Genomic DNA, 14,685 nt, shown 5'->3' on the forward strand with positions numbered 1-14,685 from the left:
GAGGGAGGATGGAGGGACGAGACGGGGAGGTGCCATGCCAGGCGACGGGGGATCGACGGAGTGGAGACCGGAGCGCGGCGAGCTGGCCCTGGTCGGCGACAGTCTGACGCAGGGCGGTGACTGGGAGGCGCTGCTGCCCGGTGAGGCCGTGCGCAATCTCGGGATGGCCGGCGACACCACCGACGACGTGATCGCCCGCCTCGACGACGTGATCGAGACGCGGCCGGCGACCGTCGCCCTGCTGATCGGCACGAACGACCTCGCCTGGCGCCGCTCGGTGGAGCACGTGGTGCGCAACATCGAGACCATGCTGGTCACCCTCCGCCGCGAGCTGCCGGACTCGCGCATCCTGGCGCAGTCCGTGATGCCGCGCGGGCACGAGTTCGCGGACCAGATCCGCGACATCAACCGGCACCTCTGGCAGTTCGCGCCGAGCGCCCACGCGGGCTGGCTCGACCTGTGGCCGGCGCTGGCGCTCGAGGACGGCGAGCTGAACCCCGCCTACACGGAGGACCGCCTGCACCTCAACGCCGAGGGCTACCGCGTCTGGGCGGGCGAACTCGCACCGGCGCTGGAACGCATCCGCGAGCTCCCGCCGAACTCGCGCGCGATCACGCTGCCCGACCTCGGCGGCGCCGCCTAGCCCGATCCGGCCGCGCGCCGGGGCCCGGCCCGGTCAGCTCGCCCGGAGCAGCCGCGTGTACACCTCGATGCCCCGCAGCCAGGTGGCGACGTGGATGCGCTCGTCACGCGCGTGCAGCGCGCCGCGTTCCTCGGCGCTCAGCTCGAACGGCGTGAACCGGTAGACCGCGTCGCAGATGCCGGTGAAGTGCCGGCTGTCGCTGGCGCCGAGCATGATGTACGGCGTCACGATCGCGCGCGGATGCACGGCCGAGATCGCCGCCGCCAGCCGCTCCCACTCGGGGCCTTCGGACGGCGAGACGGGCGACGGCTCGCTCGCATCCACCGCCTCCACCCGCACGGCGTCGTCGTGGATGGCGCGCCGCAGGTGGTCGAGCGTCTCGGCGACCGACGAGCCGACGGCGATGCGGGTGTTGACGATCGCCTCCGCCGTCTCCGGCAATGCGTTCGCGGCAAGGCTGCCGCGCAGCTGCGTCACGGCCGTGGTGGTCCGCACGATCGCACGGGTCTCGTCGCTGAGCCGCCCGAGCACGGCGCGCAGCACGGGCTGCAGCCGCCGGGCGCGGGTGAACACCGCGCGGAGGGGCCCGGTCGCGTGCCCGCCCAGCGTCTCCACCATCCGCAGGTTCGTCTCGCTGAGCCGCGCCGGGAAGGGCCGGGCGTTGACGCGGGTGATCGCCCGCGCCAGCCGCACGGTCGCCGTCATCCGCGGGGAGTGGAGGCGTGCCCTCCGTGCTGCTCGACGCTGAGCCGCACGCTGGTGATGCCCTTCTCGCTGACCCCGATGACGGCGATCGGCGTGCTGACGCCCGGGAAGATGCGCTCCACCACGGCGCCGCCCTCGTCGAGGACCAGTGCCGGGCGGATGCCGCGACCGGCGAGCGAGGCCGCGATCGCCTGCGCACCCGATCCCACCGTCTCCTCGTCGTGCCCGAAGCTCAGGTACACGTCGGCGGCCGGCCGGAACCCCTCGCGCACGAGCGCGTCGACCGCCTCGAGGATGGCCACGACCGCGCCCTTGTCGTCGATCGCGCCGCGACCCCACAGCACGCGGTGCTCGCCCTGGCCGGTGAGCTCGGCGGCGAAGGGCGGATGCGTCCATCCCTCCTCGGTCGCCGGAACCACGTCGTAGTGCGCCAGGAGCACCGTCGGGGCGCCCGGCCCGCTGCCGCGCCAGCGGTACAGCAGCGTGTGCCCGTGCCGCTCCACCTCCAGCGCCTCGTGCACGGCCGGATAGAGCTCGGGCAGCGTGCCGAGGAACCGGTCGAACGCCGGCCAGTCCGTCTCGTCGACGGCGTTCCGCGACATCGTCGGGATGCGCAGCAGCGTCCGGAAGCGCTCCAGCGCGTCCTCGGCCGCGACGGTCACTCGCCGGCCGCCGCGCGGAAGGCGTCGAACGCCGCGTCGGAGAACAGCACGAAGCGGACGTGCTCGACGGAGCCGACGCCCGAGGACAGCACCGCGCGCACCGTGCTGACGGCGACGCGCGCCGCATCGTCCATCGGCCAGCCGTAGATGCCGGCCGAGATCGCCGGGAACGCGACGGTGCGTGCTCGGAGCTCGCGCGCGACTCGGAGGGAGCTGCGGTAGGCGTTCTGCAGCAACGGCGTGCGGTCCTCGCTCGCGGACCACACCGGCCCGACCGCGTGGATGACCCACTTCGCGCCCAGGTCGCCCGCGATCGTGGCGACGGCCTGGCCCGTCGGCAGTCCGTCCGGCAGCGTGGTGGCGCGCAGCTCGCGGGTGGCGTCGAGGATGGCCGGGCCGCCCCGGCGGTGGATGGCTCCGTCGACGCCTCCTCCGCCCAGCAGGGAGCTGTTGGCGGCGTTGACGATGGCATCCACCGTCTCGTCGGTGATGTCGCCGCGGACGATGCGGATGAGCGGCTCGCTGTCGGTCATCGTCGCGTCAGCCGCGGTTGTTGGAGAGCTCGTAGATCTTCAGCAGCTCGACGATCGCGTCGTCGGCGGCGCTGCCGCCCTCCTCGAACGCCTCGGCGACGTGGGTGCGGAGGTGGTTCTCGACCAGCAGCCGGTTCAGCGACCCGAGCGACTTCTGGATGGCGAGCGACTGCGTGATGATGTCGATGCAGTAGTCCTCGTTCTCGATCATCTTCTCGAGCCCGCGGAGCTGCCCTTCGAGGATGCGCGTCCGGTGCAGCGCGCGCTTCTTGATGTCTGCGATCACCCCCTCAGGATATGCCCGGGCGCCTGATACCCGCCCGGGGTAGCGGGAGGTTCGTTTTACGCAGCGAACTCCGGGCTTCACCCCCCAACGGGGGGTGTAGGTGGACATACCGAGAGGTCTATCCTCCAGGGAGGGGTTGAGAAATATTCGTTTAACAGGAAAGGCCCGACTTTGCTGAAGAACCTCAGCCCGCTGCTGTCCGGTGCGCTCTTAACCGCACTCGATGCCATGGAAGACGGCGAGACGCTTACCCTCGTCGGCAGCGGCTATCCGGAAGATCAGATCACCACGCCCGTCGTCCACCTCGAGGACGACGTCACCACCGAGGCCGCCGCCGAAGCGATCCTCTCGGTGTTCCCGCTCGATCCGGGGGATGCCTCGCCGATCGTGTTCCTCGACCTCGCCGACGAGCCCTACGACGTACCCGACGTCGCGTTCGCGGTGAACGGGATCGCATCGGACGCGGAACTCCGCCGAGTACCCATGACCCGTCTCGAACTGGAACCGTTCCTGGCGCTCGCCCGGAACTCCACCGTCACGGTGCGCGTCGGCTCCGGCGCGCCTCCGTGCGCATTCCTGCTCCGCCGCGGATCGCTGTAACTCGCAGCAGCGTCCCGCACACAGCACGCACCACGTCGCCCGCCCGGCCGGAGAGCAAGGTCTCCCTCAACCGGGCGGGCGCACCACGTCCCGGCCCCGTAGAGTGGGATGCCGTGTCCCGTCCCCGCACCCCGCAGCAGCCGACCTTCAACCGCGCGGCCCTCGCGCCCGGCATGCTCGGCGCCCTGATCCTGCTGTTCGGGCTCGCGCTGGGCGGCGACTGGTACCTGTACGTGCGGTACGCGGTCAGCATCCTCGCGCTCATCCTCTGCGTCTTCGCCGGGCAGGCCAAGAGCTGGTGGTGGTTCGCCGGGCTGATCCCGATCGCCGTGCTCTGGAACCCGGTGTGGCCGGTCGCGTGGCTGACCGCCGCGCTGCCGCTTCTCAGCCTCGCCGCGGCGGCCGTGTTCGTGGTCGCCGGGCTCACGATCAAGATCCCTGTCGATTCGCGTCGCTGAACGGCGTCGCAGCCGGTAGAATAGGCGCTGCGCGACCATCCTGTGTCGCGCTCCCGGCGTCATCAGCGTCGAGCCCGATCCACTCGGCATCGGTCCTCGCGCATCCGCCGGCCTCACGCCCACACGGCGTCGCGTCCTCCGACAGCGCGCGGCGCCTTTTACGGAGGACCATGTCTCGTTCCGGTCAGCGCACCAGCCCGACCAGGCCGCAGCAGCGGAAGAACCGGCACGCCAACAACGACGGACTCATCCCCGTCCTCGCCCGCAAGGTGCGCGAGGTCGAGGCGAAGGCCGCCGACGGCAAGAAGCTCGGACCCACGAACCGCACCAAGTTCCAGGTGATCGCCTTCCTGATGCGCGAGGAGCGCGCCCGCGCGAAGGCCGACACGGAGCTGAGCGACGCCGCCCGCGCCGAGCAGTTGAAGCGGCTCGACGGCATCGCCACCATCCTGGCGAAGACCGCCGCGCGCGACACGTCGCTGATCTCGCTGCTCGAGAGCGAGAGCGCGTCGAGCGCCACCGCGCAGAAGATGCGCCGGGATTGGCTGCTCGAGTCGGGCACGGAGCTCTCGCCCGACGACCTCATCATCACCATCGAACGCCCGACGCCCAAGCAGGACAGCGTCATCCCGCCGGAGCTGGCGGAGAAGCAGGTCGTTCCGCAGTCCGTGAAGGCGCGGCAGCTGTCCAACCCGTTCCTGGCCCCCGACCTGTCACGGCTCACGCCCCCGGCCCCGACACCGCGCCGGCGCCTGGACTCGTGGGAGCTGCTCGGCCCGCTGTTCAAGTCGTTCGAGTACGGGGCCGGCGGCCAGGCGGCCAGCATGGAGCTGCCGCCGGCACCGCTGATCGACCGCTATTCGCCGAACGGACTGGAGCTGATGCACCACCAGTCCCGGTTCATCGAGAGCGTCCGGCTCGGCCACCGCAGCTTCCTGCTGGCTGACGAGCCCGGTCTCGGCAAGACCGCCCAGTCCGTCCTCGGGGCCTCCGTCGCGGGCGCCTATCCGCTGCTCGCCGTGGTCCCGAACGTGGTCAAGATGAACTGGGCGCGCGAGGTGGAGCGCTGGACGCCGCACCGCCGCGCCACCGTCATCCACGGCGACGGCGAGGGCCTCGACGCGTTCGCCGACGTCGTCATCGTCAACTACGAGGTGCTGGATCGGCACCTCTCCTGGCTGAGCACGCTCGGCTTCAAGGGCATGGTCGTCGACGAGGCGCACTTCATCAAGAATCTGCACTCGCAGCGGTCGCGCCTGGTGCTGGGACTGGCGGATGCCATCCGCTCGAACACGCCGGACCCGCTCATGATCGCGCTGACGGGTACACCGCTCATCAACGACATCGACGACTTCAAGGCGATCTGGCAGTTCCTCGGCTGGATCGACGGCAGCAAGCCGACCGCGCAGCTGATGGAGCACCTGGAGGAGAGCGGGCTGACCCCTGCCGACTTCGGCTTCTACGCGGCCGCCCGCGAGGCGGTCATCGACATGGGCATCGTCCGCCGCCGCAAGCTCGACGTGGCCGCCGACCTGCCGAGCCGCCGCGTCGTCGACCTGCCGGTCGAGCTGGACGACGAGCTCGGCCGGTCCATCCGCCAGGCCGAGAAGGAGCTCGCCGCCCGCCTCGTCGCCAAGTACCACCGTGCCGCGGCCGCCGGCCGCCCCGACTCGTTCGAAGGTGACGACGAGGCGCACCGCCGCCACCTCATCCGCCTCGTCGCGCAGTCGGAGCTCGAGGAGTCGAAGTCGGCGAAGACCGGCGACAACGTGTTCACCATGGTCCGCAAGATCGGCCAGGCGAAGGCCGGGCTCGCCTCGGACTACACGGCGCAGCTCGCGCGCTCCGTCGGCAAGGTCGTGTTCTTCGCCAAGCACATCGACGTGATGGATGCGGCGGAGGAGGCGTTCGCGGCCCGCGACCTGAAGACGATCTCGATCCGCGGCGACCAGTCCGCGCTCGCGCGCCAGAAGGAGATCGACGCGTTCAACAACGACCCCGAGGTTGCGGTGGCGGTGTGCTCGCTCACGGCGGCGGGCGTCGGCCTCAACCTGCAGGCCGCATCCAACGTCGTCCTGGCCGAGCTGTCGTGGACGGCGGCGGAGCAGACGCAGGCGATCGACCGCGTGCACCGCATCGGTCAGGAGGAGCCGGTCACGGCGTGGCGGATCATCGCGGCGCAGACCATCGACTCGAAGATCGCGGAGCTGATCGACGCGAAGCAGGGGCTCGCGGCGCGTGCCCTCGACGGCAGCGACGTGGAGGTCGGCTCGGCCGACTCGGTGCAGCTGGATGCGCTCATCCACCTGCTGGAGGACGCGCTGGCGTAAGGGGGCGGGTCAGGCGATCTCGGCGTCGTCGGGGTCGAGGGGCACCGGGCGGTCGTCGTCGGGGAGGAGTTCGTCGTCCTCGTCGTCGACCACGGGGAGGTCCTCCGGGTCGTGCACCACCGGCTCCGGCTCGTAGTCGGTCTCCTGCGCCTCGCGGAAGTCGTCGAGGTCCTCGTCGTCTCCGGACTCACGTCCTCTGGGGTCGCTCATGCCCCGACAGTACCGCCGGTGACGGGCGCAGTGAAGAGCCGAGTCGGTGTGCGGTGCGTCACTCCAGTTCGAACACGAAGAACGCGCCGCGGTCGTCATGCTCGATGCGCGCCCGGCCGCGGAATCCCGCGAAGTCGCCGGTGCCCGTCCCCGGGACGATGTACCCGAAGGCGGACGCGTCGCCCGGGTCCTGCAGCGCCCCGTGGTGCACCGTGACGGAGCCCTCACGGCCGTCGTCGAGGCGCCCGCTGATGCGCTCGGCGGCGAGGTAGCCGCGGCCCGCCTCTTCGGTGCCGGAGGACACGAAGTGCGCGACCGACTCGCCCACGAGCCCCTCCGTGTACGTCTTCCGCATGACGATGGCGCCCAGCCAGTCGCCGTCGATGCCGGGCAGCGCGGCCGGGTCCCATCCGGTCACGTCGAAGCGGGCGGTGATCGTCTCAGCAGTCATGCGTTCACCGTAGACGGCGGGCTCCGGCCGCCGCTTGTAATTTCGCGACAGAGGAAATGTGGGCTAGACAGGGCATATGCCCCACCACTCGCAGACCGAGATCGAGCGCAAGTACGACGTGGACGCCGAGGCGCGCCATCCGCAGCTCGTCGGCGTCGGCCCGGTCGCCGTGCAGGGCGAGCCCGAGCGGCACGAGCTGGTGGCGACCTACTTCGACACCGCCGACCTGGCGCTGGCGCAGCACAAGACGGCGGTGCGCATCCGCCGCGGCGGCCACGATGCCGGCTGGCACGTCAAGGAGCCGGCCGACGAGGGCCGCACCGAGCTGCACTGGCCGCTCACCGAGGCCGACGAGCCGCCCGCCGAGTTGGTCGACCACCTGCGCGAGCTGACCGGCGGCGCACCCCTGGTACCGATCGCCCGGGTCACCAACCAGCGCGACAGCGTTCTGCTGCAGGATGCGGCCGGCTTCGAGCTGGCCGAGCTCACCGACGACCACGTGCGCAGCGAGAACCTGCGCTCCGGCGGCACGCAGGAGTGGCGCGAGTGGGAGGTCGAGCTGCTCGGCGGCGCCGCGGGAAGCCGCGAGGGCCGGACCGCCCTGCTCGACCGGATCGAGGAGCGGCTGCTCGCCGCCGGGGCGCGGCCCTCAGCCAGTTCGTCGAAGCTGCAGCGGGCCCTCGGGCTCTGATCCGCCTACCACCGGAGCGCGCTCTGCGTCCAGTGCGATTTTGTGCAGCCCCGCGCGGGCGGGCATGATTCACGTACGCACGAGAAACGGAGCAGCATGAAGATCGGCATCCTCACCAGCGGCGGCGACTGCCCGGGCCTGAACGCGGTCATCCGCGGAGCGGTCCTGAAGGGCGACCGCGTCCACCGCTCCGAGTTCGCCGGCTTCCGCTACGGCTGGCGCGGTGTGGTCGAGGGCGACATCATGCCGCTCGACCGGCACAGCGTCCGCGGCCTCTCCCGCCAGGGCGGCACCATCCTCGGCTCCAGCCGCACCAACCCCTTCGAGAGCGAGAAGGGCGGACCCGAGAACATCCAGCGGATGATGGATGAGAACGGCATCGACGCCATCATCGCCATCGGCGGCGAGGGCACGCTGACCGCGGCCCGCCGCCTCACCGACGCGGGCCTGCGCATCGTGGGCGTGCCGAAGACCATCGACAACGACCTCGCCGCGACCGACTACTCGTTCGGCTTCGACACCGCGGTCGAGATCGCCACCGAGGCGATCGACCGCCTCCGCACCACCGCCGAGTCGCACCAGCGCTGCATGGTCGTCGAGGTCATGGGCCGCCACGTCGGCTGGATCGCGCTGCACTCGGGCATGGCGGGCGGCGCGCACGCCATCCTCATCCCGGAGCAGCCGCAGTCGATCGAGCAGATCTGCGAGTGGGTCGAGTCGGTCCGCGACCGCGGCCGCGCGCCCGTCATCGTGGTCTCGGAGGGCTTCCACCTCGACACGATGGAGGAGGCGCACTCCCACAAGGGCCTGGATGCGTTCAACCGTCCGCGCCTCGGCGGCATCGGCGAGATGCTGGCCCCGATGATCGAGGAGCGCACCGGCATCGAGTCGCGCGCCACCGTGCTCGGCCACATGCAGCGCGGCGGCGTCCCCAGCGCCTACGACCGCGTGCTGGCCACGCGTCTCGGCATGGCCGCGATCGATGCGGTCTACGAGGGCCGCTGGGGCTCCATGGTGTCACTGCGCGGCACGGACGTGGTGAACGTCTCGATCGCCGACGCCACCGGCGGGCTCAAGACCGTGCCCGAGGCGCGCTACGAGGAGGCGGCGCTGCTCTTCGGCTGAGCGCTGCCTGGCACTGTCTGCTCTTCCCCGGCTGCCGGGGATAGGCTCCCTCCTACCAGAGGGAAGGAGCCCGTCCAGTGCCGCGTTTCGTCCAGTTCGAAGAGTTCGGTTCCCGCGACTACCTCCACATCGTGGAGCGGGAGAGACCGTGGCCGGGCCCCGGCCAGCTGCTGGTCCGCGTCATGGCGGCCGGGCTCAACCCGATGGACTACAAGGCGTACCGCGACGAGCGGGCGGCGGCGCGGATGGGCGTGACCCTGCCCAGCGGCATCGGGCAGGACTTCGCCGGTTTCGTGGAGGACATCGGCGAGGGCGTCACTCGCTTCGAGCGGGGCCAGGCCGTGTTCGGAACGGCCCCCTTCGCGTCGGTCGCCGACTTCGTCGTCGTACCGGAGGACGGCCAGGTGGTCGCCAAGCCCGACGCGCTGACCTTCGAGGCGGCCGGATCGCTCGGCGTGGTCGGACGGACGGCCATGGCGACGGTCCGCGCCCTCGACGTGCACGAGCGTGACACGGTGCTCGTCAGCGCGGCCGCGGGCGGCGTCGGTGTGCTCGCCGCCCAGCTGGTGGTGCGCTCCGGCGCGACCGCGATCGGCACCGCGGGCGAGGAGAACCACGAGTTCCTGGAGTCGCTGGGCATCATCCCGGTGGCGTACGGCGACGGGCTCGCCGACCGGGTGCGCGACCTCATCGACGACGACCACGTGACCGCGGTGCTCGACAACCACGGCGCGGACACCATCGAGGCGGCCCTCGAGCTCGGGGTGCCGATCGAGCGCGTCAACAGCATCGCCGTCTTCGGCCCCGACGCGCACGGCGCCACGAACGTGGGCGGATACGCGGGCACCAACGACGACCTCGCCGAACTGGCCGGCCTGCTCGCCGAGAACGAGCTCGTGCTGCCCATCGACTCCATCTACCCGATCGAGCGGACCGTGGAGGCCTTCGGGAGGCTCGAGGCCGGCCACGTCCGCGGCAAGGTCGTCATCGTCACCGACTGAGTCCGGCCACGCCGGCCGGCGAGAGGAGCACCATGATCGCAGAGGACATCGCCCGGCAGCTGCGCGCTGCGGGGCTGCGCTGGCAGCCGGGCTCGGGAGACACCTTCGCCATCGACCGGCCCGGGATGGAGGGGGAGCGGTTCACGGTGAGCGAGATGACCATCGAGCCGCACCACTTCGACACCGGCACGATCCTCGGCTTCAACGGCACCACCGAGTGGGCGCTCGACTCGCTCGCCGTCGAGGACGCCCTGTGGATCCCGCGCGAGGACCAGCTGCGGGAACTGCTCGGGGCGAGTTTCCGCCACCTGGCGCGCACGCCGGACGGCTACCGGGTCACCGCCTACTTCGGCGGCGAGGAGCGGATGTTCGAGCACGACGACGCCGCGACGGCGTACGCGCAGGCGCTGCTGTCGCTCATCGGGGCGTCGGTGTCGTAGGCGTCCGCACGGTCGGCACGGCGGTATCCAGCACCGCGGAGTCCAGCACGGCGGCGTCCAGCACGGCGGCGTCCAGCTCGGCGACGCTGCGGACGCCCGCCAGGCCGAGGGTGATGTCGAGCTCGGCGATCATGTTCCGGAGCAGCTCGCGCACGCCCTCCTCGCCGGCCAGCGCCAGGGCGTAGGCGTACGGCCGCCCGATCGCGACCGCTCGCGCGCCGAGCGCCAGCGCGACGACCGCATCCGACCCGCCGCGGATGCCGCTGTCGAAGAGCACGGGGATGCGGCCGGCGACCGCATCCACGACCCCGGGCAGCGCGTCGAGGGCCGCAACCTCGCCGTCGAGCTGGCGGCCGCCGTGGTTCGAGACCTGCACAGCATCCATCCCCGCGTCGAGGGCGCGTCGCGCGTCGTCGGGGTGCAGCACGCCCTTCAGCACGACCGGCAGGCGCGTGCGCTCGCGCAGGAAGCCCAGGTCGTCCCAGGTGAGGGACGGGTCGGCGAACACGTCGAGGAAGGTCTCGACCGCCGCGATCGGCTCGCCCGACCGCAGCTTCTCGCGCAGGGGTCCCGGGTGGTGGCGCAGGATGCTCGCGAAGGAGGCGAGGGCGGCCGGCGTCGGCGTCGCTGCGGCGCGTCCGCCCCGAGCCGCGCGCTCGCGCACGAGCTCGCGGAACACCGGGTCGCTGGTGTACTGCGTGATGCCCAGCCCGCGGCTGAACGGCAGGTAGCCGAGGGCGAGGTCGCGCGGCCGCCAGCCGAGCACATGGGTGTCGAGGGTGACGACGATGGCCTCGCAGCCGGAGCGCTCCGCGCGGGCGACGAGGCTCGCGACCAGCTCGCGCGACGAGCTCCAGTAGAGCTGGAACCAGCGCGGAGCGCCGGGGAGACCGCATCCATCGCCGACGCGACGTCCTCCATCGGCTGCGACGCCTGGTTGGAGAGCACGGCGGGCACGCCGAGAGCCGCCGCCGCGCGTGCCGCCGCCGCATCCCCGCCGCGCCGAGCCAGCTCCAGCACCCCGATCGGAGCGAGCAGCAGCGGGGTCGGCCGGCGAACGCCGAAGAGGTCGATCGACAGGTCGCGGCGGGATACGTCACGCAGCACGCGCGGCACGATCCGTTGCCGCGCGAAGGCGTCGAGGTTGGCCTGCGCCGTGCGCTCCAGCCCCGCGGAGCCCGCGATGTACGCGAACGCGGGCCGGCCCATCCGCTTCTCCGCCGCGCGTTCCAGCTGCGCGAATCCGACCGGGATGCGCGGCCGGCGCCCGGCGACCCCGTCGCGGTAGATCTCGGACTGGGCGTCACGGCCGGCGCTGCTCATGCGCCCATCATCCGCCAGCCCACCCCGTGTCGGCGCGCAACCAATGGTCCCGACACGCCGTCATGGGCGCCGCCGTGACGGCATGTCGGGACCACTCGATCGTCGATTCGAACGGTCGAGCGTGCGAGAGCAGGCGCGTCAGCGGCGGCGCGGGCGCTTGCGGGCGCCGCCGGACCGCGGGGCGGCGGTCTTGCGCGAGGTCGCGGGTGTGCGCGGGGTGCCGGCCTTGCGCCCGTCCGCCGCCTCCTTGGCGGCCACCTCCGGGTTGCGCGAGCTGTGGGCCGTGCGGCCCCGCACGATGCCGATGAAGTCGTCGACGAGGGGATGCTGCGCCTCGCGCGGCCAGGTCAGCCCGATGCGGCTCTGCGGGGCATCCGCGACGCGCAGCGCGACCACGTCCTTCCTCCGGAGCGCTTTCGCCACCGAGGCGGGCAGCAGCGCGACACCGGCGCCCTCGGCGACGCTCCGCATGAAGGCCTCCGACGGTTCGCCCGTCACACGCGGCTCGCCGTCGAGATCGGCGAGGTGCAGCTCCTCCTGCTCGTCCTCGTCCGCCCGGAGCGTCAGCAGGTGCTCGTGGTGCATGACCACGACGACGTCCTCGGCGTACAGCGGGATGAGGTGCCGGCCGTCGTCCGCCTCCGCGTCGCGCGCGAACACCATGTCGGCCTCGCCCACCGCGAGGTCGGCCAGCGGGTCCACGCTCGGCCGTGCCACCAGCTCCACCTCGGGGAAGCGCTGCTCGAACGTGCGCGTCCACTTGCCGACGGTGACGCCGAGCGGGAAGGAGAGGCGGAAGGGGGAGGACACGAGACGAGGGTAGCGAACGGTAGCCTGGGGAGCATGAAGGCGCAGACCATGAAAGCGGCCACCGCGGCCAAGAAGCTCGGCATCTACTTGCCGGCGGCGCCCGACGACTTCCGCGACCGCGAGATCAGCCGCACCGAGCTCGACGAGCTGACGGCGAACCCGCCGGAGTGGCTGCAGACCCTGCGCGCCGAGGGCCCGCACCCGCGCGACGTGGTGTCGCGCAAGCTGGGTGTCTCCAACTCCGGCCTCGCACGCGGCGGGATCACCGAGGCGCTGACCACGGCCGAGATCAAGGCGCTGCTGGCCGACCCGCCGCCGTGGCTGGTCGACGAGCGGGCACGACAGGCCGCCGTGCGCGCCGAGAACGCGCGCGTCAAGCAGCGCGACGCAGAGCGGGCGGCGCGCCGCGCCGACGAGGGGCGCTAGAGCCGGACGCTAGACCCCTGGCGGCTGCTGGCCGCCGTCGGGCGTGCGGGTCGCCGAGCGGGCCGCACGGGCGAGCACCTCCGGACCGGTGACCAGGGCCCGTCGCCACGGCGCGACGCCGTCGATCTCGACCTGCAGCGAGAAGCTGAGGATCGTGCGGATCAGCACGATGATGCCCAGCACGACGGCATCGGTCAGGGACGGCGTCGAGGTCACCGTCTTCACCAGGTCCGCCGCGACCAGGATCTCCAGCCCGAGCAGGATGACGCCGCCGAAGCTCTCGCGCAGCGTCCGGAACGCCGCCGCACCGCTCCGCTGCCGGGCCCACGCCCGCGCCGCGAGCCCGAGCGCGACGATCAAGCCGACGGCCATCGCCGCCACCCCGGCGAACTCGAACACCGTGCCGGTCGTCTCGAAGAACGCGTGCGCATCCATGCGCTCATCGTGCCACGTAGAATTCTCCGGTGCCTCCCGAAACACCGGCCCCCACAGGCCTCGATCCCGACGATCTCGCGGCGACCCTCCGCGTGCTCGCGCAGCTCCACCAACTCGACAACGAGCACCCCGACTTCGTCGCCGTCCGTCAGGCCACCGGCCACATGTTCAAGGCGGTCAAGCAGGAGCGGCGGCGCACCCTCCGTGAGCAGGTCGCCGCGGCCGACCGCGCCGTGATCGCCGCGACGGCGACCGGCGCCCCCGACCGCATCGACGACGAGACGCGCGGCCGCGAGCTGACCTCCAGCACGACCGGGTCCCGTACCGCGGGCACGCTCATCACCGCACGCGCCTGCTACATCTGCAAGCAGCAGTACACCGAGGTCGACTGGTTCTACCACCAGCTGTGCCCGTCGTGCGCCGCCTTCAGCCACCTCAAGCGCAACGCCCGCACCGACCTCACCGGAAAGCGCGCCCTGCTGACCGGCGGACGCGCGAAGATCGGGATGCACATCGCGCTGCGCCTGCTGCGCGACGGCGCCCACCTGACCATCACGACCCGGTTCCCGCGGGATGCGGTGCGCCGCTTCTCGCAGCTGCCCGACGCCGGGCAGTGGATCCACCGCCTCCGCGTCGTCGGCATCGACCTGCGCGACCCGGCGCAGGTGATCGCGCTCGCCGATTCGGTCGCCGAGCGCGGCTCGCTCGACATCCTCATCAACAACGCGGCGCAGACGGTGCGCCGCTCGCCCGGCGCGTACTCGCTGCTCGCCGAGGCCGAGACGCAGCCGCTGCCCGACGGGCCGCTGCCGGAGCTCGAGACGTTCGGCCACACCGCCGACCCCCATCCGCTCGCGCTGGAGCGGTCGGTCGCCGCGCATCCGCTGCTCTCGGCCGCCGATGTCCGCGGCACCATCGCCGAGCTCGCCGGTCCGGGCGCGCTCACGGCCGACGACCTGGCGAGCGCCGCCATGGCCGCGGGCTCGTCGTCGCTGGCCAGGCACGCCGACGGAACGGCGATCGACGCGGGCGGTCTCGTGCCCGACGTCGCCCACGTGAACAGCTGGACGCAGGCCATCGGCAGCATCGACGCCCTCGAACTGCTCGAGGTGCAGCTGTGCAACCAGACCGCTCCGTTCATCCTCATCGACCGGCTTCGTCCGTCGCTCGCGGCCGCCGGGCGCTCGTATGTCGTCAACGTGTCCGCAATGGAGGGGTGTTCGGCCGCCGCTACAAGGGCGCCGGACATCCGCACACCAACATGTCGAAGGCCGCGCTCAACATGATGACGCGGACCAGCGCCGGGGAGCTGTTCGAGACCGACGGCATCCTGATGACCGCCGTCGACACCGGCTGGATCACCGACGAGCGCCCGCATCACACCAAGGTGCGGCTGGCGGAGGAGGGCTTCCACGCCCCGCTCGACCTCGTCGACGGCGCCGCCCGCGTCTACGACCCCATCGTCCGCGGCGAGGCGGGCGAGGATCTCCACGGCGTCTTCCTCAAGGACTACCGTGCCTCCGCGTGGTGAGCGCTACGCTGACCACGACAGCGTG

Annotated in this window: 18 protein-coding genes and 2 pseudogenes; 10 read left to right on the forward strand and 10 right to left on the reverse strand. The window is 72.0% G+C overall.

From position 1 onward, the window contains the following. Positions 1-34 precede the first annotated feature (34 nt). The gene (locus ACQ86M_RS03365) at positions 35-643 is read left to right on the forward strand and encodes an SGNH/GDSL hydrolase family protein (protein WP_431220723.1); all 609 of its coding nucleotides are present in this window, start codon (positions 35-37) and stop codon (positions 641-643) included. Between the two features lie 33 nt (positions 644-676). Here ACQ86M_RS03365 and ACQ86M_RS03370 read toward each other — a convergent pair whose 3' ends face one another. The 4 genes from ACQ86M_RS03370 to ACQ86M_RS03385 are packed head-to-tail and all read right to left on the reverse strand — an operon-like array spanning position 677 to position 2,829. Then, on the reverse strand, positions 677-1,348 hold the full coding sequence (locus ACQ86M_RS03370; RefSeq protein WP_431247053.1) for a M20/M25/M40 family metallo-hydrolase: 672 nt from the start codon (positions 1,346-1,348) through the stop codon (positions 677-679). Then, positions 1,345-2,010 carry a M20/M25/M40 family metallo-hydrolase gene (locus tag ACQ86M_RS03375; protein WP_431247054.1) on the reverse strand — a complete coding sequence of 222 codons (666 nt, stop codon included), beginning with the start codon at positions 2,008-2,010 and terminating at the stop codon, positions 1,345-1,347. Before ACQ86M_RS03375 ends, ACQ86M_RS03370 begins: the two co-directional genes overlap by 4 nt. Then, positions 2,007-2,543 (reverse strand): O-acetyl-ADP-ribose deacetylase, encoded by a 537-nt coding sequence (locus tag ACQ86M_RS03380; RefSeq protein ID WP_431247055.1) that lies wholly within the window; start codon positions 2,541-2,543, stop codon positions 2,007-2,009. The genes ACQ86M_RS03375 and ACQ86M_RS03380 overlap by 4 nt, the downstream gene beginning before the upstream one ends. Positions 2,544-2,550: 7 nt before the next feature. Continuing rightward, on the reverse strand, positions 2,551-2,829 hold the full coding sequence (locus ACQ86M_RS03385) for a metal-sensitive transcriptional regulator (RefSeq protein WP_431220726.1): 279 nt from the start codon (positions 2,827-2,829) through the stop codon (positions 2,551-2,553). 171 nt (positions 2,830-3,000) lie between these two features. Between ACQ86M_RS03385 and ACQ86M_RS03390 the strand changes: the two genes are divergently transcribed. From ACQ86M_RS03390 to ACQ86M_RS03400, 3 genes are all read left to right on the forward strand, one after another. Further along, positions 3,001-3,429: an RbsD/FucU family protein gene (locus tag ACQ86M_RS03390; RefSeq protein ID WP_431247056.1), complete on the forward strand. Its 429-nt coding sequence runs from the start codon at positions 3,001-3,003 to the stop codon at positions 3,427-3,429. A gap of 113 nt (positions 3,430-3,542) precedes the next feature. Continuing rightward, positions 3,543-3,887, forward strand: a complete 345-nt coding sequence (locus ACQ86M_RS03395) for a DUF6804 family protein (RefSeq protein WP_431220728.1) — start codon at positions 3,543-3,545, stop codon at positions 3,885-3,887. A gap of 170 nt (positions 3,888-4,057) precedes the next feature. Next, the gene (locus ACQ86M_RS03400; RefSeq protein ID WP_431247057.1) at positions 4,058-6,217 is read left to right on the forward strand and encodes a DEAD/DEAH box helicase; all 2,160 of its coding nucleotides are present in this window, start codon (positions 4,058-4,060) and stop codon (positions 6,215-6,217) included. 9 nt (positions 6,218-6,226) lie between these two features. Here ACQ86M_RS03400 and ACQ86M_RS03405 read toward each other — a convergent pair whose 3' ends face one another. Beyond that, on the reverse strand, positions 6,227-6,427 hold the full coding sequence (locus tag ACQ86M_RS03405) for a hypothetical protein (protein ID WP_431220730.1): 201 nt from the start codon (positions 6,425-6,427) through the stop codon (positions 6,227-6,229). A 58-nt stretch (positions 6,428-6,485) separates the two neighbouring features. Next, positions 6,486-6,878, reverse strand: a complete 393-nt coding sequence (locus ACQ86M_RS03410) for a DUF3224 domain-containing protein (protein WP_431247058.1) — start codon at positions 6,876-6,878, stop codon at positions 6,486-6,488. Positions 6,879-6,954: 76 nt separating this feature from the next. Between ACQ86M_RS03410 and ACQ86M_RS03415 the strand changes: the two genes are divergently transcribed. From ACQ86M_RS03415 to ACQ86M_RS03430, 4 genes are all read left to right on the forward strand, one after another. Then, entirely contained in the window at positions 6,955-7,569 is a 615-nt protein-coding gene (locus ACQ86M_RS03415) for a CYTH domain-containing protein (RefSeq protein ID WP_431247059.1), read from the forward strand. Positions 7,570-7,665: 96 nt separating this feature from the next. After that, the gene (locus tag ACQ86M_RS03420; protein WP_431220733.1) at positions 7,666-8,694 is read left to right on the forward strand and encodes a 6-phosphofructokinase; all 1,029 of its coding nucleotides are present in this window, start codon (positions 7,666-7,668) and stop codon (positions 8,692-8,694) included. A 77-nt stretch (positions 8,695-8,771) separates the two neighbouring features. Further along, entirely contained in the window at positions 8,772-9,695 is a 924-nt protein-coding gene (locus tag ACQ86M_RS03425; protein ID WP_431247060.1) for an NADP-dependent oxidoreductase, read from the forward strand. A 32-nt stretch (positions 9,696-9,727) separates the two neighbouring features. Further along, a complete protein-coding gene (locus tag ACQ86M_RS03430) occupies positions 9,728-10,135 on the forward strand; it encodes a hypothetical protein (RefSeq protein WP_431220735.1) in 408 nt (135 codons plus the stop codon). Here the strand turns inward: ACQ86M_RS03430 and ACQ86M_RS03435 are convergent. The 3 genes and pseudogenes from ACQ86M_RS03435 to ACQ86M_RS03445 form a co-directional block, all read right to left on the reverse strand. After that, complete coding sequence (locus ACQ86M_RS03435) at positions 10,113-10,973, reverse strand: alpha-hydroxy-acid oxidizing protein (RefSeq protein ID WP_431247846.1); 861 nt, start codon at positions 10,971-10,973, stop codon at positions 10,113-10,115. The two genes, ACQ86M_RS03430 and ACQ86M_RS03435, sit on opposite strands and share 23 nt — an antisense overlap. A 119-nt stretch (positions 10,974-11,092) precedes the next feature. Then, a pseudogene (locus ACQ86M_RS03440) lies at positions 11,093-11,458 on the reverse strand (alpha-hydroxy-acid oxidizing protein); the annotation flags it as partial. 138 nt (positions 11,459-11,596) lie between these two features. Next, positions 11,597-12,268 (reverse strand): LysR family transcriptional regulator substrate-binding protein, encoded by a 672-nt coding sequence (locus ACQ86M_RS03445; protein ID WP_431247061.1) that lies wholly within the window; start codon positions 12,266-12,268, stop codon positions 11,597-11,599. A 33-nt stretch (positions 12,269-12,301) separates the two neighbouring features. On the opposite strand from ACQ86M_RS03445, the gene ACQ86M_RS03450 reads away from it, so the two are divergent. Beyond that, positions 12,302-12,694, forward strand: coding sequence for a DUF5997 family protein (locus ACQ86M_RS03450; protein WP_431247062.1), 393 nt, complete (start codon positions 12,302-12,304; stop codon positions 12,692-12,694). 9 nt (positions 12,695-12,703) lie between these two features. Here the strand turns inward: ACQ86M_RS03450 and ACQ86M_RS03455 are convergent, their stop codons facing one another. Then, on the reverse strand, positions 12,704-13,129 hold the full coding sequence (locus ACQ86M_RS03455) for a DUF1622 domain-containing protein (RefSeq protein ID WP_431220739.1): 426 nt from the start codon (positions 13,127-13,129) through the stop codon (positions 12,704-12,706). Between the two features lie 29 nt (positions 13,130-13,158). Between ACQ86M_RS03455 and ACQ86M_RS03460 the strand changes: the two are divergent. After that, positions 13,159-14,660: pseudogene (locus ACQ86M_RS03460) on the forward strand (SDR family NAD(P)-dependent oxidoreductase). Positions 14,661-14,685 lie beyond the last annotated feature (25 nt).

The sequence above is a fragment of the Leifsonia xyli subsp. cynodontis genome (assembly GCF_050632205.1).
Classification (GTDB): Bacteria; Actinomycetota; Actinomycetes; order Actinomycetales; family Microbacteriaceae; genus Leifsonia; species Leifsonia xyli_D.

Bases quoted from the DNA above. Each gene is read 5' to 3' on its own strand.
- ACQ86M_RS03365 (WP_431220723.1), top strand. From the start codon at position 35: ATGCCAGGCGACGGGGGATCGACGGAGTGGAGACCGGAGCGCGGCGAG.
- ACQ86M_RS03370 (WP_431247053.1), bottom strand. From the start codon at position 1,348: ATGACGGCGACCGTGCGGCTGGCGCGGGCGATCACCCGCGTCAACGCC.
- ACQ86M_RS03380 (WP_431247055.1), bottom strand. From the start codon at position 2,543: ATGACCGACAGCGAGCCGCTCATCCGCATCGTCCGCGGCGACATCACC.
- ACQ86M_RS03400 (WP_431247057.1), top strand. From the start codon at position 4,058: ATGTCTCGTTCCGGTCAGCGCACCAGCCCGACCAGGCCGCAGCAGCGG.
- ACQ86M_RS03405 (WP_431220730.1), bottom strand. From the start codon at position 6,427: ATGAGCGACCCCAGAGGACGTGAGTCCGGAGACGACGAGGACCTCGAC.
- ACQ86M_RS03410 (WP_431247058.1), bottom strand. From the start codon at position 6,878: ATGACTGCTGAGACGATCACCGCCCGCTTCGACGTGACCGGATGGGAC.
- ACQ86M_RS03415 (WP_431247059.1), top strand. From the start codon at position 6,955: ATGCCCCACCACTCGCAGACCGAGATCGAGCGCAAGTACGACGTGGAC.
- ACQ86M_RS03420 (WP_431220733.1), top strand. From the start codon at position 7,666: ATGAAGATCGGCATCCTCACCAGCGGCGGCGACTGCCCGGGCCTGAAC.
- ACQ86M_RS03430 (WP_431220735.1), top strand. From the start codon at position 9,728: ATGATCGCAGAGGACATCGCCCGGCAGCTGCGCGCTGCGGGGCTGCGC.
- ACQ86M_RS03450 (WP_431247062.1), top strand. From the start codon at position 12,302: ATGAAGGCGCAGACCATGAAAGCGGCCACCGCGGCCAAGAAGCTCGGC.
- ACQ86M_RS03455 (WP_431220739.1), bottom strand. From the start codon at position 13,129: ATGGATGCGCACGCGTTCTTCGAGACGACCGGCACGGTGTTCGAGTTC.